Annotated in this window: 20 protein-coding genes and 1 tRNA gene; 10 read left to right on the top strand and 11 right to left on the bottom strand. The window is 43.4% G+C overall.

Translation table 11 applies throughout. The features are described from left to right. The first annotated feature begins 62 nt into the window (after nucleotides 1-62). Entirely contained in the window at nucleotides 63-1,046 is a 984-nt protein-coding gene (locus tag F8R13_RS00430) for an SLAC1 anion channel family protein (RefSeq protein ID WP_152831215.1), read from the top strand. A gap of 60 nt (nucleotides 1,047-1,106) precedes the next feature. Here F8R13_RS00430 and F8R13_RS00425 read toward each other — a convergent pair whose 3' ends face one another. Together F8R13_RS00425 and F8R13_RS00420 are read right to left on the bottom strand one after the other, a co-directional pair. Beyond that, entirely contained in the window at nucleotides 1,107-2,207 is a 1,101-nt protein-coding gene (locus tag F8R13_RS00425; protein WP_152831214.1) for a phosphoserine transaminase, read from the bottom strand. Nucleotides 2,208-2,231: 24 nt separating this feature from the next. After that, nucleotides 2,232-3,482, bottom strand: coding sequence for a RimK family alpha-L-glutamate ligase (locus F8R13_RS00420; protein WP_152831212.1), 1,251 nt, complete (start codon nucleotides 3,480-3,482; stop codon nucleotides 2,232-2,234). 372 nt (nucleotides 3,483-3,854) lie between these two features. On the opposite strand from F8R13_RS00420, the gene F8R13_RS00415 reads away from it, so the two are divergent. Continuing rightward, nucleotides 3,855-4,385: a periplasmic heavy metal sensor gene (locus F8R13_RS00415; RefSeq protein ID WP_172967661.1), complete on the top strand. Its 531-nt coding sequence runs from the start codon at nucleotides 3,855-3,857 to the stop codon at nucleotides 4,383-4,385. A 64-nt stretch (nucleotides 4,386-4,449) separates the two neighbouring features. On the opposite strand, the gene F8R13_RS00410 is transcribed toward F8R13_RS00415, so the two are convergent. Then, nucleotides 4,450-4,902: an Rrf2 family transcriptional regulator gene (locus F8R13_RS00410; protein WP_152831208.1), complete on the bottom strand. Its 453-nt coding sequence runs from the start codon at nucleotides 4,900-4,902 to the stop codon at nucleotides 4,450-4,452. Nucleotides 4,903-4,990: 88 nt separating this feature from the next. On the opposite strand from F8R13_RS00410, the gene F8R13_RS00405 reads away from it, so the two are divergent. The 3 genes from F8R13_RS00405 to F8R13_RS00395 all read left to right on the top strand — a co-directional run bounded on the left by F8R13_RS00405 (nucleotide 4,991) and on the right by F8R13_RS00395 (nucleotide 6,519). Continuing rightward, nucleotides 4,991-5,524 carry a hypothetical protein gene (locus F8R13_RS00405; RefSeq protein ID WP_152831206.1) on the top strand — a complete coding sequence of 178 codons (534 nt, stop codon included), beginning with the start codon at nucleotides 4,991-4,993 and terminating at the stop codon, nucleotides 5,522-5,524. A 336-nt stretch (nucleotides 5,525-5,860) separates the two neighbouring features. Beyond that, on the top strand, nucleotides 5,861-6,295 hold the full coding sequence (locus F8R13_RS00400) for a putative toxin-antitoxin system toxin component, PIN family (protein WP_152831204.1): 435 nt from the start codon (nucleotides 5,861-5,863) through the stop codon (nucleotides 6,293-6,295). Further along, entirely contained in the window at nucleotides 6,292-6,519 is a 228-nt protein-coding gene (locus F8R13_RS00395) for a CopG family transcriptional regulator (protein WP_152831202.1), read from the top strand. Before F8R13_RS00400 ends, F8R13_RS00395 begins: the two co-directional genes overlap by 4 nt. Nucleotides 6,520-6,593: 74 nt before the next feature. On the opposite strand, the gene F8R13_RS00390 is transcribed toward F8R13_RS00395, so the two are convergent. The 4 genes from F8R13_RS00390 to F8R13_RS00375 all read right to left on the bottom strand — a co-directional run bounded on the left by F8R13_RS00390 (nucleotide 6,594) and on the right by F8R13_RS00375 (nucleotide 12,373). Then, nucleotides 6,594-6,669 (bottom strand) — tRNA-Asn (locus F8R13_RS00390). Between the two features lie 147 nt (nucleotides 6,670-6,816). Further along, nucleotides 6,817-9,228: a GGDEF domain-containing protein gene (locus F8R13_RS00385; protein ID WP_172967660.1), complete on the bottom strand. Its 2,412-nt coding sequence runs from the start codon at nucleotides 9,226-9,228 to the stop codon at nucleotides 6,817-6,819. Between the two features lie 245 nt (nucleotides 9,229-9,473). Next, nucleotides 9,474-11,498, bottom strand: coding sequence for a bifunctional diguanylate cyclase/phosphodiesterase (locus F8R13_RS00380; protein ID WP_152831198.1), 2,025 nt, complete (start codon nucleotides 11,496-11,498; stop codon nucleotides 9,474-9,476). Beyond that, nucleotides 11,498-12,373: a hypothetical protein gene (locus F8R13_RS00375; RefSeq protein ID WP_152831196.1), complete on the bottom strand. Its 876-nt coding sequence runs from the start codon at nucleotides 12,371-12,373 to the stop codon at nucleotides 11,498-11,500. The genes F8R13_RS00380 and F8R13_RS00375 overlap by 1 nt, the downstream gene beginning before the upstream one ends. 205 nt (nucleotides 12,374-12,578) lie before the next feature. Here F8R13_RS00375 and F8R13_RS00370 point away from each other — a divergent pair, with 205 nt between their 5' ends. The 3 genes from F8R13_RS00370 (at nucleotide 12,579) to F8R13_RS00360 (ending at nucleotide 17,699) form a co-directional block, all read left to right on the top strand. Then, the gene (locus tag F8R13_RS00370; protein ID WP_152831194.1) at nucleotides 12,579-14,042 is read left to right on the top strand and encodes a deoxyribodipyrimidine photo-lyase; all 1,464 of its coding nucleotides are present in this window, start codon (nucleotides 12,579-12,581) and stop codon (nucleotides 14,040-14,042) included. A gap of 228 nt (nucleotides 14,043-14,270) precedes the next feature. Further along, nucleotides 14,271-16,715 (top strand): methyl-accepting chemotaxis protein, encoded by a 2,445-nt coding sequence (locus F8R13_RS00365; protein ID WP_152831192.1) that lies wholly within the window; start codon nucleotides 14,271-14,273, stop codon nucleotides 16,713-16,715. A gap of 78 nt (nucleotides 16,716-16,793) precedes the next feature. Continuing rightward, nucleotides 16,794-17,699 (top strand): alpha/beta hydrolase, encoded by a 906-nt coding sequence (locus F8R13_RS00360; RefSeq protein ID WP_152831189.1) that lies wholly within the window; start codon nucleotides 16,794-16,796, stop codon nucleotides 17,697-17,699. A gap of 62 nt (nucleotides 17,700-17,761) precedes the next feature. On the opposite strand, the gene F8R13_RS00355 is transcribed toward F8R13_RS00360, so the two are convergent. Then, complete coding sequence (locus F8R13_RS00355) at nucleotides 17,762-18,877, bottom strand: HD-GYP domain-containing protein (RefSeq protein ID WP_152831186.1); 1,116 nt, start codon at nucleotides 18,875-18,877, stop codon at nucleotides 17,762-17,764. Nucleotides 18,878-18,985: 108 nt separating this feature from the next. Beyond that, on the bottom strand, nucleotides 18,986-19,960 hold the full coding sequence (locus F8R13_RS00350; RefSeq protein ID WP_152831184.1) for a DUF523 and DUF1722 domain-containing protein: 975 nt from the start codon (nucleotides 19,958-19,960) through the stop codon (nucleotides 18,986-18,988). Between the two features lie 111 nt (nucleotides 19,961-20,071). On the opposite strand from F8R13_RS00350, the gene F8R13_RS00345 reads away from it, so the two are divergent. Then, nucleotides 20,072-20,623 carry a peroxiredoxin gene (locus F8R13_RS00345; protein ID WP_152831182.1) on the top strand — a complete coding sequence of 184 codons (552 nt, stop codon included), beginning with the start codon at nucleotides 20,072-20,074 and terminating at the stop codon, nucleotides 20,621-20,623. Nucleotides 20,624-20,651: 28 nt separating this feature from the next. Here the strand turns inward: F8R13_RS00345 and F8R13_RS00340 are convergent, their stop codons facing one another. Continuing rightward, on the bottom strand, nucleotides 20,652-21,965 hold the full coding sequence (locus F8R13_RS00340; protein ID WP_152831180.1) for a hypothetical protein: 1,314 nt from the start codon (nucleotides 21,963-21,965) through the stop codon (nucleotides 20,652-20,654). A gap of 324 nt (nucleotides 21,966-22,289) precedes the next feature. Between F8R13_RS00340 and msrA the strand changes: the two genes are divergently transcribed. Continuing rightward, on the top strand, nucleotides 22,290-23,654 hold the full coding sequence (gene msrA / locus F8R13_RS00335; RefSeq protein WP_253806279.1) for a peptide-methionine (S)-S-oxide reductase MsrA: 1,365 nt from the start codon (nucleotides 22,290-22,292) through the stop codon (nucleotides 23,652-23,654). Between the two features lie 85 nt (nucleotides 23,655-23,739). Here the strand turns inward: msrA and F8R13_RS11775 are convergent, their stop codons facing one another. Further along, on the bottom strand, nucleotides 23,740-26,400 hold the full coding sequence (locus F8R13_RS11775) for a methyl-accepting chemotaxis protein (protein ID WP_152831178.1): 2,661 nt from the start codon (nucleotides 26,398-26,400) through the stop codon (nucleotides 23,740-23,742). Nucleotides 26,401-26,423: the final 23 nt, after the last annotated feature.

Raw genomic sequence — 26,423 nt, 5'->3', positions numbered from 1 at the left:
TCCTTAACTAATAAGTTATATTTATCCTGCATAAAATGGATTTATTCTCATTTGGAGGGAATATGAACACTCAAGATTTGCATTTAGAAAATTTCAACCGCCTAGAATACTTCCCAGCATCGATATTCGGTATGGTGATGGGCATGGCGGGGCTTGTCATTAGCTTCTTTGTGGCGTCCCACTTCTTTAAGCCAATCCTGATTTTGGCTCAAGGCGGCTTGATATTTGTTACGGCTTTATTTGCTTTCTTATTTGCTGTTTATGTATGTAAGACTTTAAGGTTTAGAGCTGCATTCTTAAGTGAAATGCAACACCCAATCAAGATGAATTTCGGCCCAACCATCAGCATTGGCCTCTTACTGTTGAGCATTGCTTATTTGCAGTTTGGTTATAAAGAAGTGTCTTTCTACTTATGGGCCATTGGCTCGTTTCTTCAGTTATTACTGACGCTATGGGTACTAAACCACTGGTTTTTCCATAACCACTTTGAAATACACCATTCCAACCCAGCTTGGTTTATTCCTATCGTCGGTAACATCATCGTACCCATTGCAGGTGTTGAGCACGCCAACCCATTGATTAGTTGGTTTTTCTTTTCTATTGGAATCGTATTTTGGCCGGTGCTGAAGTCTATTCTGGTTTATAGAATCATTTTTCACCCACCGATTATGGATAGATTGATTCCCACCTTGTTCATATTTATCGCCCCGCCCGCTGTCGGTTTTATTTCCTATGTAAAACTCTCTGGTAGCATCGATGGATTCGCTTATGTGCTCTACTTCTTCGCCTTGTTTTTTACTTTGTTTTTGGCGAGCACGCTTAAGCATTTTAAAAAATTGGATTTTGCGATTTCCTGGTGGGCTTATACCTTTCCGTTAGCCGCAATTTCTATTGCTTCTTTTACCATGGCAAAACACACGAATGAGATCTTCTTTGCGAATATCGGCTTTGCGATACAGGCGGTATTGTTCGTGCTGGTGTTGATTTTTGCCTACCGAACCTTAAAGGCAGCTTTAAACAAAAAAATCTGCGACCCATCACACTGAAAATACTAGAAAGTTGTGGGTAGAAGATTTTGGGTAGAAGATTTATTAAGCCGGTATTAACTACTGTTTGGTTCGAAAAGTAAACATAAACTCAATGAGCTGTTCAACAGCGGTTACCGTTAAACCATTATAAAGGGAGGCTCGAACACCGCCCAAAGAACGATGCCCACCCAGCCCTGAGAACCCAGCCTGTGCAGCTTCTTGTAAAAAGCGCTGTTCCAGTTCTGGGGTCATCAGGTTAAAGGTCGCATTCATATAAGAGCGGTCTTCTTGGCGAGACCAGCCTTGATAAAACCCTTGGCTGTCATCAATCGCCTGATAAAGCAGTTCTGCTTTTCGGCGGTTGATGTTTTCCATGTTTTCTAAACCACCGACAACATCCTTAATCCAACGCGTGACCAACAGGGTTACGTAAATGGCAAAAACCGGCGGCGTGTTGTAGTTGGAGTGAGTCGCCACATGATTACGATAATCCAAAAACGACGGTAAATTCGGTTGTTCTTGCGCGCTGTCCAACAGTGATTTTTTGATTAATACCACTGTCACGCCTGCTGGGCCAATGTTCTTCTGAGCGTGCGCATAGATGATAGAGAAACGGTCGGCATCAATCGGTCGTGATAAAAAATCAGATGACATATCACATACACGAGGCACCGAGTCATGCCCCAATATACGATGAAACTGTAACCCCTCAACCGTTTCATTGGAGGCATAGTGCAAATAGGCCGCTTGCTCCGAAAACGACAACTCGTTGTCATCCGGCAATCGTTTGTAGCCATCCGCTTGCCCAGACCATAGGGTTTTGATCTTGCCTTCCTTTTCCGCCTCGACAATCGCTTTTTTACCCCAGTAGCCTGTTTGCAAATACTCGGCCTCCAAGCCGGTGTTTCTGAGTAGCGTGATGGGAATCATCGAAAACTGTTGGGTGGCACCGCCTTGCAGGAACAGCACATGGAACTCTTCACCAATGCCAAGCAGTTGACGAATATTGGTCTCGGCTTCTTCCAATACCGAACTGAACCAATCTGATCGGTGGCTCATACCCAGTACCGACATGCCGGTTTCCGGCAATGCCAAAATGGATTCTTGAACTTGATTGAGAACGGTCTCCGGCAATGCGCCAGGACCTGCTGAAAAGTTGAGTTCGTTTAAGTTTTTCATTTTGATTCGTCTGTTTCGGCGGAGTTAGCTATTATTTTCATCAGATGGAAAGGCTTTGATTTTATGCTCGACCATTGTATTGAAGGCATCTTTGATTTTCTGAATGGGTTGCAACTTGTATGCAAACTTATCGACAGGATCCATACCATGCACCACCATCACGTGGTCGATTTCAAAAATCAGCAATTGACCGTCTTTGGTTTCTGCACAGTCAATGCCTAAGTAATCCATTTTGGTTTTTTCGTAAATCGATTTTAAGGCATCGCCGTGACGTTCGATAAACTCATCGAAGTGCATCATGCTATAGGCTTCGTCTTGTCGCTTGATTTCTGCCTCTTCGTCGAGCATACCAGCATTCACATAATGAATCATCCAGTGCTTGGAAGTTGCCTTGTGACAAATATAGGCGTTACCTTCGACCAACACAATACGGAATTTCTTGAAGTCGCCCTGTTCGTCACTGTAATCAATAAAGTTACAAAGAAAATACTCGTCATTCTCAACCTTATCTAGGTATTGCGCCAAAGCCTGTAGCGACTCTATTTTTTCAAGGTCACGTCCGGCATGAGAATCACGCGGTCTCAGTAGAATTGGGAAACGAACACCTTCATACTTTGCGGACAGCTCGGATTCTCCTGTTACCAACTCAGTCAATGCGTTTCTTTTCAGTAGAAACGTCATTGGGGCCTCAATGCCCGGTACAGGATTCAGCAGACTGCTCGCGCAAGTCCTGTCGGTAACGCCGATATACTCAGGCGCATTAATGACGGGGACTTGCCAGTGTTTCAAGGTTTCGGAAAGCGCTTCCAACATAGATTGATGCTGTGCCGATTCGCAGACGCCAACCATCGCAATATCATGCTCAGGAATCGGATCAATAAACCATGGCGCTTCATCGTTCAGGTAATAAAAAATCAACTCGACTTCTTCGCCTTCCATCAGGCAGTCAAGCGGTGTGTTCTCAGCTATATCGCCCGGTGCCATCAGCAATAAAAGTCGATATTTAGCCTTTCCGGTTACAGAGGGTACGACATAGGTTCTTTTTAACAATAAAGCCTGCTTTTGCAGTTCAAGCCCAACTTTAGGATCACCCAGAATTTGCATCACCATCGAAAGATTCATCAACAGCTCAGGGTTCGCTGAATCTTCTTCCAGCTGCTGAAATATGCTTTGCGCAATAGGCATTAAGTCTTGATCGTCCAAACTCAGACGTAAAAATGGTGCCAGTCCAAGAAACCTACTCGTTGGAGTAAGATTATTTGAAATATTGTTCATTCTTATCCTTTTACCAAATCCCTGGCGATTATTCATCCTGTAAGAAATTATCTTTTTAGTATATCAGTCATGTACGCTGGTGCAGAATACCATTTCAGCTTTAATATAATATGAATACATCTTTAATACCCCTCATTTTTATAATGAATAATATATGAAACCGTATATCACATCGTTGACTTGATTCTAAAAAAGTTTGACAATCAAAAACTTAGAAACGACGGCTACCGCACTCGAAGTACGGTGAAGTTTATATAGCAACCGTTTCTAACAAATCGCTTTATGTTTTCAACTCCGCGGCAACAGGAGGTCGGCCGGCGAGGTAGGTCATTCTTTATTCAATTTCAAAGCAATAAAAGAGAGATTACTAAAATGAAAACAACACTCAAAACATTACTTCTTTCACTTGCGCTCATGACATCATTTTCCTTAGCCCATGCTGATGATGACGAAGACTTTGCCGGCATGATGCCTGGACAAGGCTACGGCATGATGGGTGGCTATGGTTCAGGTATGGGCGGCATGCGCGGCCAAGGTATGGGTTATGGTGGCATGATGCCTGGTTATGGTATGGGAATGGGCATGCGCGGTCAAGGCATGGGGATCATTCAGCTCAGTGATGAGCAAATGAAGAAGATGCAACAAGTTCGAGCCAATGCCATGAAAGACATGCAACCCATTATGCGCAAAATGTGGAAAGCCCGCGCTGCCCTATGGAAAGCAATGCGTACTGATAAACGCGACCATAAAGCTATCGGTAAAGCATATGATGCAATGGCATCCGTCAAAAAAGAAGCCTTTATGCAACGTTTAAAAATGCAGGAAGAAATGCGCAAAGTGCTGACAAAAGAACAGAGAGAAGAGCTAAAAGATGCTTATGAAAGCATGATGATGGGCAATTAAGACCCGCTTTTTAGACAGCTCAAACCTCGCCAAGCGCTTGGCGAGGTTCAATAACCCAAAACACCTACTTAAAGAAATTCTCAGTACCGCCTGTGTGCAACAGGTTCCCCAATTTTTGTTCATTTTGCGTGATGTCCGCTAGTGTGTAATTATCCAAAGTTGATAAAAACGCTTCCATAGCTGCATGCAGTGCCGGCTTAAGCATGCAGACTTCTTTAATGCAACAAACCGGTTCATCACAATTAACTGGATTCAATGTCGTCTCCAAACGACGAACCACCTGCCCTACCGAAATTGTAGAAGGTGCGCGACACAAAAAGATACCGCCCCCTTTTCCTTTTACGGTGCTGATAAACTCTTCCTGACCTAATCGGTGAACAACCTTTATCAAATGGTTTTTCGGAATACCAAACTTATCTGCAATGGTTTGAATCTGAATTTTTTCCGTTCGATCTTCTTGGATAGCCAAGTACATCAATACCCGCAAAGCATAATCTGTATATTTCGTTAACTGCATAAAATGTATTTTATATATACCTTATAGACTTCTTTTTCATTTCCATATAACATGTATTTAATGCGCATTTTATATAAGGAGTCGCAATATGTCACAACCTGAATTGGATTATAACCAAAAAAGACAGGCCAGAACGCCACATAACATTTTCAATTTAAACGTAATTCTCGTCCATCTATTTGCAGTAGTCATTTTATTTGAATTGAATTTAATACATTGGTTTTGGGTGATTCCCGTCATATCACTCAGCATCATGCTATTGCAGTACTTCTACTGGAAATCTCTACTGGCAAAACTTAAATTCGACCTAGCTTCTCACTGGTATGTTGCTGCCAATTGGTCACTGGCAGTTCGCCATAACCGAATCGTATTCATTGCTTACTTGGTTTGCGGCTCAATATTCTTAATCGGTTACACCATCTCCAATAGCATGACTTCCGATCCCAACATGAGCAATATCGAGATGATGATTTTCCTATACCTTTCAAGCAACCTCATGCTACTGACTTTAGTCATCACTTTCGTACTGAGCAGTGGTGCTATCTGGCATACAAATAAAGGGGAAATCACTCGCGTTCTAGAAAAAATAAAAGCAGGTCTTGAACCATCTAACAGTATTTAACGACCATGAGTGGAAATATATATTTTTGAAATTTCAACGACAGGATTGCTCTGCAACCAAAAATTTTAGGCAATAAAAAAGCCAGACTTCATTCACTCGTAAGTGTTTGAAATATCTGGCTTTAGAATGTGGCTCCCGATGCTGGACTCGAACCAGCGACTACGGATCAACAGCCAATTATTTTTAACAATATCAATAGCTTAACGACACTTTTACCCATTTTACTCAATCCTTCACAACATAACTCTACTTTACTCTTCCACTCTAGTGCATCTTAAAATGATGACATAAATTCAATATCATATATAATATGACTATTAAGATTAAGGAACATTCATGCGAATTGTCTGTGATACAAATGTCTGGCTCAGTGCCTTAACCTCTAATCAAGGAGCTTCTCATCTATTGATTAGGTGGCTATTTGAACAAGAACATGGTATCCATTTCGCATCCATTCCTTTTATTTTGGAGTTAGAAGATGTGCTTTTGAGGCCAAAAAACCTGTCACGAATGCCGCACTTCTCAACGGAAGAATTGAAAAGATTTATTGATGATATTTGTCATATATCAAATCATCAGGAAATACATTTTCTCTGGCGCCCACAAATTAAAGACCCAAAAGATGATATGGTTCTTGAATTAGTTGTTAACGCTCAGGCAGATTATTTGATTACATTTAACACAAAAGACTTTAAGCCCGTAGTCGATAAGTTTAATTTTCAACTCTGCACACCAAAAGAATTTTTACAGTTACAAGGAGTTATTTCATGAATTATGCACTTAGAATTCCTGACTACTACAAGCAAGAGATTGAAGCATTGAAAGGTGACACGTCTATCAATCAGTTCATTGTAAATGCCATTGCAGAAAAAATTTCTGCACTTAAGACTGAGGACTATCTTAAACAAAGAGCTGAACGTGGTAGCAGAGAGCATGCTATATCTATGTTAAATAGAGTCGCTGATGCGCCCGCTGACAAAAAGGATCGCCTATAATAGGTTCTTTAAGGGCAATAAAAAAGCCAGACTTCATTCACTCGTAAGTGTTTGAAATATCTGGCTTTAGAATGTGGCTCCCGATGCTGGACTCGAACCAGCGACATACGGATTAACAGTCCGGTGTTCTACCAACTGAACTAATCGGGAAGAGTAATTCGTTCGATGGAGCGTATTATAGAGAAAATATCGTTCTCTGCAACCCCTTTTTAATAAAAAAATCACATTTAGTGAAACTCGCAAAAGTCCTAAAAATTCAGGGCTGGTAACAGAACTTAAAAGTGAATTTATAAAATACTATGTAAGGCTATAAACCTGATTACGTCCATTCTGTTTTGCTTGGTACATTGCAGAATCTGCTCGCTTAATCAGCGACTCAAGATCGTCTCCTTCTTTAACTTGCGAGACACCAAAACTGGCCGTCACATCTGGTCTGCTGTCGGAGTGAAATTCAGCAATGCGTGCTCTTAGGGTTTCTGCAACTTTCATGGCTTGTTCAAGGTCGCTATCACAAACGATCAACACAAACTCTTCTCCCCCCCAGCGTGCAAATACATCGGAGTGACGGGAATGTAAATCAACGATTTCGGCAATCTGCTTCAAGACAATATCCCCTACTTCGTGACCGTAGATGTCGTTGACTTGTTTGAAATGGTCAATATCAAAAAAGATAACGCAAAAAGTGGTGCCATCTTTTTTAAATTGTTCCATAAGTTGAGCCATACGCATATTGAGTGTATAGCGATTATAGACTCCAGTCAGAGCGTCATGCTCTGCTTGATGCTTTAAGGCTTTTTCCTTGAGTACCTGCTCTGTGACAACCCTGGAACTTGATACGAATGCGGAAATTTCTCCTTCATCATCGCACACAGGGGTAATGGTTTTATCTTCATAATAAACACTACCATCGGCACGCTGATTGATAAAGATATCACGGAAACTTTTTCCAGATAGAAGCGTTCTCCACAAACAGGTGTAGAAGTCTAACGATTGTTGACCTGAGCTAAGGATTTTCGGGCTTTGCCCCAAAACATCTTTTTCTTCATATCCGGTTACTTGCGTAAAGGCTTTGTTGACGTAGGTGATTTTACCTGACAAATCGGTCACCATAATCAAGTCTTCTATTTGGGAAATCAACTGTGTCCACAATTGATTCATAAGCGCCTGTTCACGTTGTTGCGAAATATCCATGCAAGTAGCGATCATCTTTTGGTTACGCATCACACCATTCATACGAAAATAACGTTTTGAAAGTGCTTGTTTTTCACAGGTAACATCGCACTCGAAATCTTGAACCATGTGATTTTCATGAACCAAGACTACAAAAGGCACCAGCATTTTTCTTAGCCCCGGTAACTCGTCACTATTGAGTTGCCCTATACTTTCAACGTGAAATAAATCCAAAAACACTTTATTGGCGTAGGTAAATGTATAGTCATCGGACATCTCAAAAATGCCGACTGGTGATTCATCCATTAATTGACGATAACGCTGCTCAAGATTGATCAGTAGTTTCTCATGCTTAAGTTGCTCACCAATGTCTCGCGCAACATTCAACACAACTTCACTGCCTTCCATCTCAAACAAGGAAGCACTAACCTCTACAGGCAAGTGTTTTCCTGTTTTCATCATATGTTCTGCACGGAAAACTTTGTTGGGAACATACCTCAAATCGGCAATTAGATCCTTCACACTGCGCTTATACTCTGGAGTATTCAACTGCACAATATTCAATTGTTTAAAAGCCTGCTCGTCATAGCCACGCTTTTTCCAGGCTTGTTGATTTGCATAGATAAACTGACCCTTTGCATCATAAACATAGACACTATCAGAAACCTTATCTAGTATTTTAGAACGCAGCTCATACTCTGATATCCACTTAGAAACACGTAACGCCAAAGCCCAAATAAAAATAGCGACTAGTACCAACAGCATAAAAAAGCTGGTGAGCAACTCCATTGCCACCGTACTAGGCACTTGGTTTAAAAGCGATGGCAGCTTTGAAGAGATGAGATAAAGCTTTTGATCTGGCGTGACATAAAGCGGTTCGGCTCTAAAGTCGTTGCCATAGAAGTTCTTTGTCAAGTCAACGGTTTTGCCATCATGCTGCAAAACCGGCAAAACATTAGCGGGTAACCCCAAATTTTCATGCCAGCTTTCTTGTGGCGTTTTGCCTATCAGTATATGTCCACGCTGATCTGTGACAAAAAAGTCCATTTCCCCTGCATTACGTAAAGACTCAATAAAGTGAGCCAGGTTGATGTTTAACATTACGTAACCGACAAAACGTTTATCCAGATATATTTTTTGCCCAATACGAATGGTCGGCTCATAAGGCTCAACCACTTTGTTGTGCTCAATATTGAGGTCAAAGTTGGAGAAATAAAAGGCCTTGCCCTTGAGCTTTAAAACTGCCTGATGGTAATAGCGCTGCGACTTATCCTGCAAGGCCTTTCGAGGCACAATCACTAACTTGCCGGTTGTGAATTTGCGATCAATACGAACCAACTCCATTCCATTTGGAGAAAGTAACCGAAGCTGAGAGGCATTTTTGAATGAAATGATTTTTGACAGTAGCGCCTTTTCAAGAAAAGTACGATCTGTTTTGTCGGGCGCCTTGAAAAAATGCTGCACAACCGGAGACAACTCTACAGAATCAACTAGGTCTTTGCCTTGATTGAGTGTGACGTCAAAATTTTTAATAAACAACCGGGAAACGAAAAAAGATTCGTTGTAGAAGTCATTAATGACAAATTGATGGAGGAATCTTAAACTAGCGGTGCCGAAGCCGATTAAAATAACCAAAAACAGGAGAGAAAAAAGCCAAAACACTTTTTTCTGGGTAGAGCTTCGATAACCACGCGCCATTTTGTTTTTTTTATAATTCTACGCAATAAAACTCGAAACATAGCAGCACAAAAAAATAAAGAAAAAACCTAGCAATAACAAGGTATTTAAAATTTATCAAGCTTCTGCGTAGTACAGCTATTTTGATGATTGACACCTAAGAAGCGATAAAAGTCTTCTACAGGTAGTGGTCGAGAACAAATGTACCCTTGAAAAGTATCGCAACCAATCGCTTCCAAGTACTTCACTTGGGTTTCGGTTTCGACCCCCTCGGCAACCACGCCCATCTTCAAACTTTTCGCCATTCTTACAATGGTTTCAAGAAAAACGGCTCCCTGCTCTGTATCATAGTCATCGACAAAACTCTTATCGATTTTAAGAAAATCTATAGGGAATTTCTTTAGGTAAGATAACGACGAGAAGCCCGTTCCAAAATCATCCAATGAGATTGTAACGCCCAAATCGCGCATGCTTTGCAGGATATGTAAGTTGCTCTTGTTTTGCTCGAAAAACAGGTATTCCGTTATTTCCAAATCGATAAATTTAGGGTCTACCGGAATTTTTGCCAAAAGAGCTTTAAAATCCGCGTCGAAATCACCAGATAAAAACTGTCTAGCGGCAACATTGATGGACATCCTGATTTTAATACCTTTTTGTTGCCACTCATGCAACTGGTTTAATGCCGCTTCTAGTATCCACTTCCCTAAATCCATAATGAAACCGTTTTCTTCCGCTAGCGAAATAAAATCGCTTGGTGGCACGAGAGTTCCGTCTGGCTTGATCCAACGAATCAAGGCTTCCGCACCAATGATCTCTTTGGAAATCAAATCGACTTTAGGTTGATAGAACAACTGGTACTCGTCATTATCCAATGCAAGCTGCATTTCCTTTTCCAGCTTGATGGTTTTCTGCACCTGTTGATTAAGCTGCTCCGTATAGAAAAAGTACTGTGAACGCCCGTTTTTCTTGGCCTCATACATGGCAATATCAGAGCACTGCATCAAGCCGACGAAATCTTTGCCATCTTGCGGATAAAAAGCCACTCCAACACTACTCGAAATACTGATAGGATGATTGTGGATATGAAACGGTTCGCTCAAATCACGTTGAATGGTTTCAATAGTGGCAATAATTTCCGAGACATTGCTATAGCGGTGCAATAACAAAATAAACTCGTCGCCCCCAACTCGAGCAACAAACTCGTTCCGATGAACGGTTCTCTTCAACAACTTACCGACCTGCTTGAGCAACTCATCACCAATATGATGACCCAAAGAATCATTAACAGATTTAAACAAATCCAAATCCAGGAATAAAAACGCAAATTGGCGCTCCTTTGTTTTGGATTCTTCAATAATTTTCTCTAGTCTTTCATGCAACGCATTGCGGTTTGCAAGCCCCGTTAACGAATCTTTGCGGGCAAGTTTATATAAATGCTTTTGCTCCTGTGCCAACCGGGCAAACGTCTGTTCCATAATGCCACGAATCGTATCCAGCTCTTTTAACTTGAACGGTTTGGGAGCGCCCTCCCCTGTCAGCAAGTAGTTTTTAAGCTTTTCCAACGGCTGAGACACATAAACGCTGAACAGCCCCCACACCAGGAAAACCAATATCGATGGCAGAAACACCAAGTAAACCAGGAAATTAGCTTTGTTGTAATTTAAATAGGTTTTAACTTCCCCCTTATCCACTACAAAGACCAATCTCAAACGGTGAAGCTCCCCATTTCGATAATAGCGAATCACGCCTTCAAAACTCCCAGCTTGTCTCATCACTTCATAAGGTGTTTGCTCATGGGCACGAAAAAATTGATTCTCTTTAGGCACCTGAAGAAACGCGGGATCGGTTGTAAGCAGTAATCGGGAGCCATCCAACACCATGATTGCCGAGATAAAATCGTTGTTGGCGGCCGTACGATCCAAAATCGCACGGTGTGCTTTAATATCTTCTTGCTTGTGTAGGTTCTTGGAAAGGATATACCCGATCTCAGACATATCTTCCCGCAGATTACTCAGTATCGCTGAAGCAGTTTGCTCTCTTTGGTCTGCATAATAGTCAGAAAAGATGACGTATAGAACCGTCAACAGAAACAGAACAATAAAAACGACAAATTGCTTGATATTGAACTGCATTACAGCAAAAACCTCGTATCAAACTTGCTTTGCGTTAAACGTTGGCGCAACTTTTCGGGTAAAGCGTCATTAATCCAAACAATGTCGTGCAAAGAATTTAAAAAGTCTTGATAACTCACTCCCAGCATATAAGGCTTCACAGTTTGATAAAACTCTTCAGGGTTCGCCTTAAGCGCAGCAACCGCCTTGGCAACCAGCCCCTTTAAAGCCACAAGCTGCTCTTTGTGAGCCTGTAAAACATCTTGAGTAGTAAATAAGGCATCCACCACCAACAAATCCAACCCATCTCGAGTAGAGGCCACTTCATGAAAACCTTTTTCTTCCAGACCTACATTGTAGGGCGTGTAGGTGACAATAATCGTCGGCCCTTTCACCTTCTGCATGTTTAATGATGAAATAATTGCCTGATCATGATTAATAAGATGAACTCTGTCCCTACTGATTTGATATTTTTCCATGAAATCATGTAGCAAAACTCGGTTAACCGAATCCATTTCAAGATAAACATCAATTATTTGCTTGGTGTTCTTTAGCTCATCAATGGAAACATTACTGAGAATCAGGTCGCCGCCATTGGAACGATCAAACATCATGACGGGTTTTAATGTCGGCTTGTGAGAAGACATGACATTATATTCATACTGCGTGCCGACATAGGCATCTGCATTGCCCGCTTGATAGAGATACATGTTTTCGCTGAGCGATACAACATGGAGCAGTTGAATCTTAAGAGGATCAAGCCAGCCTTTGGCCTTAGCATAAAAAAGCGGAGAGTAGCCCACCCAAGTCGTTGCCGATATTTTCAGCTTATCTTGCGGGCTGGAACAGGAAGCTAGCAGTAAAACAACCCATAACAATATCCATTTGCGAATCATTCCGACCTCGTTTATCCTTAATCCAGACCGTAATAGGCAAACATATGTGTTGTTTAACCCTACTCTTTTTATGAATATTATCATAAAGTCAAATTGGGGTTGAAGCCATCATCACCATAAGCAGATATAGTTGATGGTGTTTACCATTAGACAGCTAAAATAAGACAACCGCTTTCAAAATAATTTCCAACATTCCGGGCATAACATGACGACTTTGGTCTGGCTACAACGAGAATTCAGATTAGACTATTTCCCCGCGTTGAATGAAGCGCTGAATAACAATGACGATATCATTCTCGCTTATTTTCATGACCCTGAAAAAAGTATTGGTGCGGCCAACCGTGTGTGGCTGGCACATGCCTTGGAAACCCTTGCAACCGATGCCGCCAAACGAAATGGTAAGCTCTGGATGGTTTCCGGTCACTTTGCAGATACCTTTCCAAAACTACTGAAAGACGAATCTATTAATCAAGTCTACTACACCTTTCAGGTTGGAGAACCTTTCGCCAATATGCAGCAACAGGCACTGGAGGCCTGTAAAACATTGCATATACGTTTGAAACCTTTTTTTTCCGAATTCTGGCTAAAACCGACAGATTTCTCAAATCAACAAAACCGTCCCTATCTGGTTTTTACCCCCTTTTACAACGGACTGCTAAAACAACAAAATCATATCCAGCCTTTGGCAAGGCTAGCGAAAGCAACGCTGACGCAAACCGCGTCAAAAGCCTGTCCTGCGCACTACCAGACCTTACCTGATGACTTGCGCCAACTTAAACAACAACCCTGGGCGCAAAAAATCATGGCAGCCAGACAAGTCGGTGAGACCCCAACCTGGCAGATTTTGTCGGATTTCATCACGGAAAAATTGCAGGACTACTCTAACGATAGAGACTTCCCCGCATACCATGCCACCTCAAACCTTTCGACGGCTCTTCATTTCGGCCACATTCCGACAAGGCAACTTTACTTTGAATTACAAGCACTGATACAGTCGGATGCCAATATCGCACCGGCTGCGCGGGCTTGGCTACGCCAACTCGCTTGGCGAGAGTTTGCCAGACATTTGCTGTATTGGTTTCCGCAAACACAGACAGCCCCTTTCCAAGAAAAGTACCTGCAAATGCGGTGGCGTGATGAAACTGATCACGACAGTAAAATTCTCATTGAAAAATGGCAGAGTGGCTTGACGGGCATTCCCATTATCGATGCCGGCATGAGGGAACTTTGGGCAACCGGCATCATGCACAATCGTGTGCGCATGCTCGTGGCTTCTTTTCTCACCAAAAATCTGAACTTCCATTGGCTAATCGGACAACATTGGTTTGAAGAAACCTTACTGGATGCCGACCCAGCCAACAACGTTATGGGCTGGCAATGGGTAGCAGGATGTGGCGTGGATGCAGCGCCCTATTACCGCTTGTTCAATCCGGTTGTGCAAAGTGAAAAATTCGATGCCGATGGCAATTACCTAAAACATTGGTTGCCGGAACTCTCAACACTGTCGAAAAAAGCGATACACCAGCCTTGGAAATATGAAAGTGAATGTGTGGAAAAAGGTATTTTTCTTGGCAAAACTTACCCACACCCGATTGTAAACTTGGATGAGAGTCGGAAGGCACACATGGAAAGGGTTCAAATTGATAAAAAAAACCGCACAGCCGGATAACTTTTAAAGCTATCACCCAAAGCTGTACGAAATACTACTACCTTCCATATTCATAACGTTTTTACCGCAAAAATATTCCATTTTTCTCTATCGAATTTTATAGCGCGGTCATTAAATAATACGATAATCAAAACCCTAAATTCCCCTACAAGCAGTGTTAATATTCTTTATGATTTATAGGAAAACTAAAATAATAAAAAGAATAAGTTCGTTACAAAGGAGTGCGGTGTGCTAAATAAACTGACAATCAAATCAAAGCTGCTACTGTTAGCTTTTATTCCCTTGGTTACCAGTGTCTTATTTTCTTCTCAATACTTGTCAGAAAACCTGAAACAGTTAACTGAAGCAAAGGAAAGCCAAGTTCTATTCAACAATACGATCGAACTCAACAAACTTATCAAGAGTCTCCAGCTTGAACGAACTTATACCGCAGGCTATATCGGTTCAAAAGGACAAAAGCATCAAGATGATTTGGTTGCCCAACGAAAAGTCACGAAAACCTCATTTGACCATTTCATGACTTCTTTGGACATGACCGCAACCCGCATAAAAAATGAAGCACTTCAGCAAAAAATTGTCAGCCAGAAAAACGCCATCGCCGCGGCATATAAAAATCTGACTGCGCTCTACCCTCAAATAGATGCACTGCAAACCAAAAAAGGCGGTCAATTTTTCTCTAAACTGGATACCGTTCTGTTAAAACTGATTGCCATTTACGCCAGCAACACCTCAAATCATGACATGTCTTCCGCACTCAATGGCATGTATTACTTTGTGTTCGCCAAGCAAACCATCGGTGTCGAAGGCGCGGTACTGAACAACGTATTCTCTCGCTCACACTTCACCAAACTGCTCGCTTTCAAGTTCAATCAGGCATATTTCAAGAAATCGGCTTATCTGAATGGTTTCAGACAATATGCAAACCCTGCTGAACAAACCAAACTGAATGCAATGATGAAAAGTGACGTACTTCAACAAATGACTAAGTTTGAATCTCTGGCGCTAGACAATTTGACTGCCGAAAACATCAACGTCAATCCCGAAGAATGGCAGGGCATCGTCAGAAATGTGCTACAGCAAATGGACAACTTCCAAACCTCACTTCTAAATCAGGGAACCAATATGACCGACGAGCTTTATGACTCTGCTCTTGGCTCGGTATGGTTGGCATCTTCGGCTATCGTCATCAGCTTGCTGTTGGTGCTGATTGTCATGTACCTGATTATTGTGAGTGTCCAACGTTCGGTTAAAGCCCTGACGGATGCCATGACATCTGTCGATAAAAATGGTGACTTCTCGGTACGCGCCCAATTGGAAGGGTCAGATGAATTCGCCATGTTGGCCAAAACCTACAACCACCTACTTTCAAGCCTTGAAACTACCATCAAAGAAGTCAATGATGTTTTGTCAGCCGTCAGTAATGGTGACTTCAACCGTTCTATTGAAGAAAACACTAAAGGAAACTTATTGTCGCTACAACATGGTACCAACACCGCAACCCGCTCAGTATCGATGATGACACAAGAGCTGGATAAGGTAATGACCGCTATCACGCAAGGGGAGTTCAATGTCCGCTTGAGCCAGGAAGTACCAAAAAGCTTTAGAGAAAAAGTCGATATGGCAATGGAAACGCTGGATCAATCATTCACACAGACTATGAAAGCGATTGACGGCTTAGTGCAAGGTGACTTCTCACAGTATATCGACTGCCCTTCTGCAAAAGGAACTACTCGCCGCCTGATCGACAACATCAACTCCTCCATGTCCGAAATTCAGGCAACTTTTGATGAAATCAATCAGGTCATGTTGGCACAAACCGAAGGGGATTTAACGCAGCGCGTTTCCGGTGACTACCACGGTTCTTATGAAACGCTGAAAAACTCCATCAATAAGAGTATTGAGGAGATGGCGCAAATCATTCGTCAAATCCAACAGGTTTCCCTATCGGTTGATGAGAATGCACAATCTCTAAGCAACTCCAGCACACAATTGTCAGAAAGGGTTCAGCAACAAGCCGCCTCTCTGGAAGAAACCGCCGCCGCGCTGGAGCAAATCACCGCAACCGTGCAAAACGCGACGGATTTAACCAATCAGGCTTACAGCAACACCTTGCAGACACAAAAGCAAGCTGACCAAGGGGAAGCGGTTATCAATGATACCGCCAAAGCCATGGCTGAAATCAACAACATGTCTCACAGCATCACCAATATTGTCGCTTTGATTGACTCCATTGCATTCCAAACCAACTTGTTGGCATTGAATGCTGCGGTTGAAGCCGCAAGAGCGGGCGACCACGGACGAGGTTTTGCTGTGGTAGCGGGCGAAGTGCGTAGCCTCGCGCAAAAATCTGCCGAAGCCGCCAAGGAAATATCTTCTCTAATCGGTCACACAACGGAAGAAGTCGATAAGGGTGAGCGCTTGATGAAATCATCGGTGGAAGAACTACAACAAATCAGCCACGGTGTTCAGGAATTGAGTCGAACTATCCAAGAAGTTAACGCCTCCGCCAAAGAACAAGCCGAAGGGGTTAACCAAATCAACATAGCGGTCAGCAGCTTGGATCAAGACACGCAGCAAAATGCCACCGTGGTTGAAGTCACATCTGAAACGGCTTTGAAACTCAAACAAGAAGCTTCTTTATTGGCCTCTTCAATTTTGAAATTTAAGGTTTAATCGAACATCATTTAGCTTTATGATTGGCTTTCGGGAAAGCATTTCGTTTCCCTTTCGCCATACCATACGAGGTGTAAGATGAAATTTCTGATTTATGCGCTTTTGGCCGCTGCCACTCTATTCCAATCTGCCTATGCAAAAGAGGTGAAGATTCAGTACAACGGCCTGACTTTGAACGGTGAGCTTTTACTTGCCGATGGCAAAACCTTAAAAGATGGTGTTGTTCTGTTCACTCACGGAACCTGGATGAACAACAACTACAGCACAGCCAACACCCTTAAAAACCTACTGCCGGATTCCGGTGTAAACCTGTTGGCAATCAACTTAAGCTTCAACGTCAATGACCGCCATGATGAATCCATCCTTTCATGTGACCGTATCCATACCCATAAACATACCGATGCCATCAAGGAAATCGGGGCATGGGTCAAGTGGTTAGAATCACAAGGTGTACACAATATCACCTTGGCAGGTCACTCTCGTGGTGGTAATCAGACGGCTTGGTATGCATCCGAACACAACAGCGATGCCAATATCAAACATATCGTGCTGTTTGCCCCTCAACTATGGTCGAAGAAAGGTGAAATCGCGGAGTACAAAAAGCGTTACCACAAAGACCTAGCAAAGTTAGTCGCTCATGCCGACAAGCTGGTTAAAGCAGGCAAAGGGGGTGAAGTCATGCCGCACACAGACCTGCTCTACTGTAAAGATACGAAAGTAACGGCCGCGAGTTTTGCGAGTTATTATGATTTCAATCCGAATCTGGATACCATCCACTTGCTACCTAAAATCAAAAAACCTGTCTTGGTGTTCGCCGGTACGGAAGATGACATCGTTACAGACTTGCCGGAAAAAATCGAACCTGTCCTGAAAAAACACGCCAATATTCACTTGGATGTTATTGATGGCGCCACACACTTCTACCGCGACTTCGCAGGAGAAGATGCCGTCACCAAAATGGTTGAGTTTATCGGTAAAGAATAATTACCTTTGAATCGGGCCTTCCGTATGGAAGGCCTTATATGACTAAATCGCATACCAAAACATTAGTTTTCGACGACATCCGCCAATAATATCTGGATGTTTTCAATCTTGTCGGGCAAGGACAAAAAGGCCGCGACACAATCCGCATCAAGCTTGTTCTCATCGGCCATCTTTTGTAATTCAGCATAGGCTTCGCCGTTACTCCAACTAAGCTTATAGGGTCTAACAGACGTCAATGCATCAAAAATATCGGCAACCGCGACAATGCGGGCTTCTAAAGGAATATCTGCCCCCTTCAAACCGTCTGGGTAACCTGTGCCATCCATTTTCTCGTGATGGTAACGCACAATATTCTTAATCATGGTTGCGAACTTCACATTTTGCAGGTCATAGTTGCGCAGCAATAAGTTCACTAAATCTGCGCCCTTAACCGTGTGGGTCTGCATCACCGTAAATTCCTCATCTGTCAGCTTGCCATTCTTTCTCAAAATAGCGTCAGGAATGGAAATCTTGCCGATGTCATGCAAAGGCGCAAACATGAAAACATGTTCCACAAATTCATCATTCAATTGGTATTTCGGGGCAACTTCCTGTGCAATCAATCTGGCATAATGGGCAACACGGCTCATATGTTCACGCGTTTCGGGATCACGCTCCTTGCTCATTTCCAAAGTCGAATGCACCGTTGCCAGCAGAAGATTCTCTATTCGCTTTTCATTGGCAACCATCACTGTGAGCAAGGGCGAAACCAGATCCAGATCGTAAATCATGTCATCGACAAACGCGGCTTTCTTTTTGGCATTGAAGAACAACATTCCCAAAAATTGAGATCCGTTGAACATTGGATAGGTGTAACTTGATTTGAATCCAGCTTTATGAATTTCTTCAGTATGAATACGATGGTTGGGTTCATACGCGTCGAGGTCGTCAACCACACGAGGTTGTTTTGACTCTCTAAGCTCTGTCAACGACTGTGAGGTGGAAAACTTGAAATCATACATGGATAAGGGCGTTGCTCGCTCGCCCGTGTAAGCGAAGGTCGTCAGAATGTCTGTTTCTTCGTCGTATAAAGCAACTGCCATTCGTTCGATTTCGGGATATTTTTTATGGAGATAATCGTAAATGACTTTTAACTCTTCACTAAAGGTTATGTCATTCGTTGGCGTCAAACTACTCATATAAACTCAATTTCAGAATTCCAGCATTAAACCCATTTCATCAGCTTACTCTGCAGAACACAATAATTTTATTTTGAAAACCCAAAACAATAGTGATCGGGCGCCTTTTTACTTGTAAGCCGATACTTCGGAGCGCAAAGCCAAATCCGGCGGATAAGGGTGGAAGAACACCTGAGTAGCAAGATAGTCGGAACCATAGTGATTTAAAAACTGTTCGAGAATTTTCACCACGGCAATCAATGGAACAATACCCTCTACAAACTCAGTTACCGTGTCCTGATAATGCGCCTTTTCTTCCGCACTCAATTGGTCTTTGAAATAGCCATAGACATGATCCAAAACATTTCTGACCTGTCCTTTAGTGGAACGATGCGCCAAGAGTGCAAAAAGCTTTTCTTGATAGGCTGCCATCCCTTCTGCCAGATTCTCCGCACGGGTATTGGCAACCAGGGGTCCCATTTCGCGATACAGGGTTTCATTTTTTGATAGCAACAGATATTTATGGTCACGGTGAAACGCTTGAAAATCTGCCAGGTTGGGGGTACTCGCCAACAGCTCTCGCCACCTTGCCGAGGTGAAAGCGTGCAGCATAAAATTTTCTCTCAACCAAGCATCTTGTAGCCGACTCTCTTCTTCAACCGCCAAGTGAGGCGCTGCCGCCTGTAATTGCCCGGTAAACAATCCGGATGTCATCGGGTCCTTTGAACCATGCCATTCGCCGTTAGGCTGATAGACCTTAATTCGTTCCAGCCCACAACTGGGGGAACGGGATTTCACCACCGCTGCATCAATCTGCTTATCAAGAAGTTTAGGAACGATTTTTTCACCATAGGCCGTCAGCCCCTCAGTGAAATCTTTTTCAGAGCGCGACCCCATAACATGAACTTCGGTGCCGATCCCCACTAATCGAATCGTCTCTCTCGGCGTGCCAATCACGGCGGCTTCGGGGCAAAAAGGATAAAAATCCGCATACTTTGCTAAGTGATGGTTGACGAAATCATTTTGCGCATGCCCGCCGTTATAGCGGCACTCTGTCCCTCTCAGGCAATCTGACACTGCAACTTTTAATCTAGGAAAAGCCATTTTCTCTCCTACCTTACTATTCATGAGCAAGCAATAACCTCTGTTTTCTTAGGTGTTTTTCTCAACGGATTTGAATTAGTATAAATTGACATTTTCTTAAAGGATAACGCCATGTCGGTATCGAAGTCACATTTTCTTTTTGCCATTTTACTGTCCACTCTATTCTTGGGACTCTATAGTCAAACCACGCAAGCAGCCAGTCTAAAGGTCGGTGATATCGCTCCTGACTTTTCACTCAAAAACCAAAATGGAAAATCGGTAAGCCTTTCTCAGTACAAAGGGCATTGGGTAGTACTTTATTTTTACCCTAAAGATGACACGCCAGGTTGCACTACCGAAGCCTGTAGCTTTCGAGACAATATCAATCAACTCATTGCACAAAAGGCAACGATCATTGGCGTGTCTGTAGACTCTGCAGATTCCCACCAGGCATTTCAGTCGAAGCACAAACTCCCCTTCGATCTCCTGGCAGACAAAGATGGCTTGGTGGCAAAACGGTATGATTCGCTATTAGATTTATTGGTGGTGAAGTTTGCGAAACGCCATACGTTTATCATCAACCCGCAAGGGCGTATCGCAAAAATCTATACAGATGTTGACCCGAAAGAACATGTTCGAATCGTGTTAGCAGACCTTAAAGCACTACAATCATCAGCGCACTGACAATGTATGTGCTTTAAGATCAAAAACATCAAGAATGATGTCGGTGTTTTTTCAAGTTGTAGCGATCTTCTAAGTCTTCCAGCATCTTTTTACGCTCTTTTAGTTGCTGTTCTATATATTCCTGAAGCTGTTGAAACAGGCTTTTAGGCGCCTCTTTTTCATCTTCTCGCTTGGAGATAGACCAACCAAAGCGGGAATTGAATGCATCAGACACCTGAAAGCTTCCTTGAAGCGATTGCGTCACTCGTTTCGTCTGATTGAAAGCATCGGCAATAGCCTGTAGGTTTTTGAAGGCTCGGCTGTTCTCAATTTTATCCGCCGCGACTTCCTGGGGGATCTTCGCCAAATCAATGGCCTGAGATGTTTTCACCTCTCCATTTTCCATCAGCACGACACCCGCCTGTTTGGTCTTACCAAGCATTTCGCCTTGAGCGCCGCGCAACTCCTGATCATAATCGACATTGCCGAGATAAATTGCGCCAACACCGGCTTCAGTCAAAGTCAGGGTTGCCGTCGTATCCGACTGATCCTGCCAGATTTTCAAACGCTGAAAAATGGCATCATTTTCATCAATCCAACCGTTATGGTCATCATCGTATTTCGCCAATTCAGCATAGGCGTCACCAGTTTGCGTGCCAAAAAGCTCGCTCCCGTCATTCACTTGACCATCTCCGTTCACATCAAAGGTCAGATAACCACTCCCCTTTCCTAGGGACGCATAGGTTTGTTTATCGCCATTAGCCTGCATATCAAACTCAAAAGTCGTGTCTTGTAATTGAACGGTATCGGTACCAAAGTTGATGACTAGCGGGTCATGAAATTTTGCCAGGCCAAATTCAATTTGCGTCTTTGCGGACACCTGAGTGGCCTGCTGTTGTGACAATAGCAAATTGAAGTCAACACTACGACCATCTGCCAGAGTCACGGAGCCCTGCGCACTCATCAAACTACTGCTGTTTTGTTGATAATGGATTTGATGGCTAAAATTGAAGGCAACTTCGCCGCTTAGCACCATGTCTGTTGCTGGCCCCGACGGGAAAGCTTTTTGAATGGCTATCTGTGCGTCGCTTGCCCCCAAGCTGACCTTGGCGAGGTTTTCCGTCACCGAGTTCAGAGTATGCTGTTGGCTTTGCTCGCCTTGTCTAACCTTGCTCTGTGCATTAAGAAGGGTTCGACTGTATTGTGAATATTCATAAGAAGTTTCCGCATCCACTTCCATTGCCCAACTACCATTCATGGATGGCAAGGCTGTTCGAGTGAGAGTAGTTTGCGTGCTTTGTGTCAGCTTAGCGCTGTCGGACTGTGCGTACCCCAGAGCAACCTGGGAAGAAGAAATAATCATTGTTGTGCTCCACTTATCGTTTTGATTTACACACCCATAAATCGGGCTGCGCTTTCCCTTGATAGCGGATTCACTTAGCTTTCTGGTCTAAAAGTGAAATATCTTTTTTATAGATTATCGGGTGATTCTAACGATCACTCATACAACTAAATCTATCGGCAAGGTGACGAAAATATTAAGCAATTTTCTACGGTAAAAGACTGTGTTCAATGCAAACATTTAGAAAACAAAGCTTACAAAACCATGAATCCACAACATTTAACGAAACAAACTCGTGAAATTGCGGTCTACTAGAACAAGAATCACTCAAAAACGGTTTTTATCATGACAACACAAATCTATCATTCTCGAATCTTGCCAACGCTTTGGTTTGCATTGGTGAGCATGTTATTCTTTTCAGTACAAGGCTGTGCGCAGGAGAATCAAATGAACAACACTCAATCAACAAACGATGTCGCCTCATCAAGGGAAACCCCCATGAAAACAGAGACCATTGTGCTTGGCATGGGTTGCTTTTGGGGCGCCGAAAAGCGCATGGGCGAAATTCCTGGCGTTACGCATGTTGAAGTTGGCTACGCTGGGGGGGATGCCAAACATGCTGGCTATTACGATGTCCTAGGGCTTGAGCGAGAAATTGAACAGGGAAAAAGTCATGCGCGCAATCACGCAGAAGTGGTCAAAGTTACCTTCAACCCACAAGTCGTCAGCTTAAAAACTGTCTTGATCAAGTTCTGGGAAAATCACAACCCCACGCAAGGGAACCGTCAGGGTAACGATATCGGCACGAACTACCGCAGCGTCATATACTATACCGAACCTAGTCAAAAAGCCGTTGCGGAAGAAACTGAAGCGGCATATCAAAAAGCGTTAACTAAAGCGGGCTATGGCAAAATCACCACAGAAATCGCCCCGCTTCACAATTACATCAAAGCAGAAGAGTATCACCAGGATTATCTGAAAAAAAATCCTAACGGTTATTGTGGTTTGGGCGGTACAGGGGTTGCTTATCCGGGCTCGAATAACGCCGTATCTGGGCACCCTATTCTTGATGCCACCAAGCTGAATCAAGATAAACAATTGATTGTTTTCGAAGCGGAAGACTGCCCTTACTGCAAACTCTTTACCAAGGAAATCCTTAGCGGTTGGAAAGCGGATGTCTCTGTTGTCACAACCCTGAATCCAAACCCTCCAAAAGGTTGGACACTTGAAAAACCTTTGTTTGCCACGCCAACAATTGTTTTCTTCGAGCACGGAAAGGAAGTCTCTCGATACACTGGCTATAGTGGTGACAAAGATCGTTTTTGGAAGTGGTTAGGATTCAGACTACTTACACCGGAGCAACGCAAAATTGCGTTCAATAAAGGAACGGAGTGGGCATTCACGGGTTCTCACTTGGATGAACACCGTGCGGGAACCTATGTTGATCCAATCACCGGAGTAGCTTTGTTCCGCAGCGATACCAAATTCAACAGTGGCACAGGTTGGCCCAGCTTTTTCAACCCAGTTAAAGGCGCTGTCTTGGAACGCCCAGATGATTCACATGGCATGCAGCGTACTGAAGTCATCAGCGCCAGTTCGGGTATCCACCTAGGTCATGTGTTTAACGACGGTCCACCGCCAACACACAAACGTTATTGCATCAATGGAAATGTTTTAAAGTTTGTGCCTGATGAGCCCGAGAAAAAATAGTTATTAATCAAATTGATTAATAAACACAAATAAAAACGGCAAGTAAATACTTGCCGTTTTTTATGCTAACAACAAAGGTTACGACTTAGAAGTCTTCCCACTCATCATCAGCTTTTGCTGGCTTACCATGCAAAGGTGAAACAATCGCCTCTGATTCTTTTGGAGCCGCAGGCTTAGCTTCCGGTTTCGCAGCCGGTTTTGCCTCTTGTGCTTTCGGCTTTGCCTGCACCTGCTCTTTTTTAGCCTCAATTCTTTTGGCTGGTTCAGACTTAGGCTTGGCTTCCAGTTTTGGCGTCTCGGCCTTTGTCAAATGCGTCTTATTGGTTTTAAAGAACGCAATGTTATGACTCAAGCTAACCGCTTGCTCGCTCATGCTTTCAGCAGCCGCTGACGTTTGCTCTACCAAAGCAGCATTTTGTTGCGTTGCCGAATCCAAGTCATTCATGGCTTGGTGAACTTGCTCAACGCCTTTTGCCTGCTCTTCCGAAGCCTGCGCGATTTGTCGAATCATGCTCGCAACACTTTCAACCTGTTCGGTGATTCCTTCCAGAACCTGACCTGATTCAGTTGCCAACTTCGTTCCTTGGTTGATTCTATCGACACTTTCGTTAATCAGCGATGTGATGTTTTTCGCCGCTTCCGCAGACTTCTGAGCCAAGCTTCGAACTTCACCGGCTACCACCGCAAAACCTCGACCATGCTCACCGGCACGAGCCGCCTCTACTGCCGCATTCAATGCCAGCAAGTTAGTCTGGAAGGCAATCCCGTCAATCAGGGTAACGATATCAGAAATCTTATGGCTCGATTCCTGAATGGCATTCATTGCATCAATGGTTTGATGCATAACGTCATTTGCCTGCGACGAGTCCGATTGAACTTTTTGCACAACACCCGACACTTGAACGGAATTTGATGAGTTGTTCTGCACTGCGGCGTTCATCTCTTCCATAGAAGCGGAAGTCTGCTCCAATGCAGCCGCTTGTCGTTGTACGCGAGAGCTTAAATCCAACGCACCTTGTGCCACTTCCTGGGAAGCAGTGTTCACAACATCAGATGCTTCAATAACCTGTCCAACAATAGCTGACAGCTTTTCAACAGACTGGTTCACCGCATCTCTTAAACGTCCTAACTCACCAGGATAGTCTGTGCTGATTAATTGCGTTAAATCCCCTTCACTTTGTGCGACCACAATGCGAGTAATATCACTCATGGCTTTATTCAGAGAATCCAACGACGAGTTGATGCTGTCTTTCAAACGTCTTAGTTCTCCATGTGCTTCAACATCAACGCGTGCGCCAAAGTTCCCTTGATGCATACTTTCCATAACTTGGTTGACATTGTAGATAACGCTATTGGTGACCGTCATGGTTTGTTGTGCACTGTCAATGATACGGTAGTATTCTCCAGAAGCGGTGTTTTGCAACTGAACGTCAAAGTGCCCGCGTTTCATTTCATCCATCACTGTCGCAATTTGCTTGATGACATCGGCGATGTTGTCAATACTCTGGTTCATACCGTTTTTCAAGGCATTTAGATCACCGTGGTAATCACCCTCAATGCGTTTCGAGAAGTCACCTGCCGCAATGGCACTAATCGTACCATTCGCTTTTTTCAGCGCGTCACCTACTTGCGACAACAGGTCATTGACAGCCAATGCCGTCCGTCCGACCTCATCCTCACTGGTCACATCAACTCGGATAGAGAAGTCGCCTGACTTCATAATCTCATCAGTGGTTTTTTGCATTCTCGCTAGAGGGTTAACCACCATTTTGTTGATTGCGACAACCAGCGCGAATGCCAAAATGAAAATGCCAATCATGACACCTGCTAGCGACAACCAAGCGGCTTTTTTCGCTTCAGCCAAAGGCCCATAATAGAAAGATGCCGGCAACATGAACATGTGGCGCCCCATCACTTCACCTGTAACATCAAGCACAGGCAAGTCCATGATAACGTGGTTGTCTTTGATGTAAAAAGTCGTTTGCTTACCATCGATAGGCTCATAAACCTTCTTCAGCAAATCAACGGAATCTTTCGGGAACCAGCGGTTACTTGCCAAGATATAATTCTTGTCTACCGCTTCATTTTTGTCGATGACTGGCATGCTTCCGTAATGTTTTTGGATATAACGTCGATCAACCAACATCACCCACATACCGTGTTCCATTTTGACGTAATTTTTGGCGACTGAAGCCAGACCTTGTACAAACGTCACTAAGCCGCTGAAGTCTTCACCATCAAAAATAGGCGCAACAGAAATAATACCAACACCTCGGTCTCCGACTGCCAGCATACCGAATGCCTGCTTGTCTTCCATGGCTTTTTTGATAATTGGACTATTGGAAACATTCTTACCATAGGAGTTCATGTCCCAGGTTTTAATCAGAGAACGCCCATCAAAAGTGATTAACTGAACACCAATATTTTTGTAATTGGTCTTTTTGGCATACCCAGCCTTAATACCCTTAAAGAAGGGGACAAGGGAATCCCTGTCTTCAACCCCCAACGCGTTGATGATATTGGGCGCAAGACTAAATGCCGTAGCCCCAGCAACTCCCACTTGAGACTTCTGTTCAATTTGATGCTCAATAAATATATCAGAATCCTTGATGAGGTTTTCCTGAACCCTTGACTCCACTGGTTTAACCAAAATGAAGTACATTGCTACCCCGACAAGGGTTGCGACAATTAATCCGACAATAATCGAAATAGCCGTTACTTTTGCCTTCAATGAGCGCTTAATCACCACAACCTCCACGTTGTACTTTC

Source organism: Hydrogenovibrio sp. JE_KL2, assembly GCF_009296185.1.
Lineage (GTDB): Bacteria > Pseudomonadota > Gammaproteobacteria > Thiomicrospirales > Thiomicrospiraceae > Hydrogenovibrio.
Note: the sequence above shows the minus strand (reverse complement) of the source record. Positions and strands in the feature narration are given on the sequence as shown.

Coding starts and splice junctions, on each gene's coding strand:
- F8R13_RS00355 (WP_152831186.1), bottom strand. CDS start 18,877: ATGAGTAGTTTGACGCCAACGAATGACATAACCTTTAGTGAAGAGTTA.
- F8R13_RS00410 (WP_152831208.1), bottom strand. CDS start 4,902: ATGCAGTTAACGAAATATACAGATTATGCTTTGCGGGTATTGATGTAC.
- F8R13_RS00340 (WP_152831180.1), bottom strand. CDS start 21,965: ATGATTATTTCTTCTTCCCAGGTTGCTCTGGGGTACGCACAGTCCGAC.
- F8R13_RS00430 (WP_152831215.1), top strand. CDS start 63: ATGAACACTCAAGATTTGCATTTAGAAAATTTCAACCGCCTAGAATAC.
- F8R13_RS00405 (WP_152831206.1), top strand. CDS start 4,991: ATGTCACAACCTGAATTGGATTATAACCAAAAAAGACAGGCCAGAACG.
- msrA (WP_253806279.1), top strand. CDS start 22,290: ATGACAACACAAATCTATCATTCTCGAATCTTGCCAACGCTTTGGTTT.
- F8R13_RS00425 (WP_152831214.1), bottom strand. CDS start 2,207: ATGAAAAACTTAAACGAACTCAACTTTTCAGCAGGTCCTGGCGCATTG.
- F8R13_RS00345 (WP_152831182.1), top strand. CDS start 20,072: ATGTCGGTATCGAAGTCACATTTTCTTTTTGCCATTTTACTGTCCACT.
- F8R13_RS00350 (WP_152831184.1), bottom strand. CDS start 19,960: ATGGCTTTTCCTAGATTAAAAGTTGCAGTGTCAGATTGCCTGAGAGGG.
- F8R13_RS00380 (WP_152831198.1), bottom strand. CDS start 11,498: ATGCAGTTCAATATCAAGCAATTTGTCGTTTTTATTGTTCTGTTTCTG.
- F8R13_RS00395 (WP_152831202.1), top strand. CDS start 6,292: ATGAATTATGCACTTAGAATTCCTGACTACTACAAGCAAGAGATTGAA.
- F8R13_RS00370 (WP_152831194.1), top strand. CDS start 12,579: ATGACGACTTTGGTCTGGCTACAACGAGAATTCAGATTAGACTATTTC.
- F8R13_RS00400 (WP_152831204.1), top strand. CDS start 5,861: ATGCGAATTGTCTGTGATACAAATGTCTGGCTCAGTGCCTTAACCTCT.
- F8R13_RS00420 (WP_152831212.1), bottom strand. CDS start 3,482: ATGAACAATATTTCAAATAATCTTACTCCAACGAGTAGGTTTCTTGGA.
- F8R13_RS00415 (WP_172967661.1), top strand. CDS start 3,855: ATGAAAACAACACTCAAAACATTACTTCTTTCACTTGCGCTCATGACA.
- F8R13_RS00360 (WP_152831189.1), top strand. CDS start 16,794: ATGAAATTTCTGATTTATGCGCTTTTGGCCGCTGCCACTCTATTCCAA.
- F8R13_RS00375 (WP_152831196.1), bottom strand. CDS start 12,373: ATGATTCGCAAATGGATATTGTTATGGGTTGTTTTACTGCTAGCTTCC.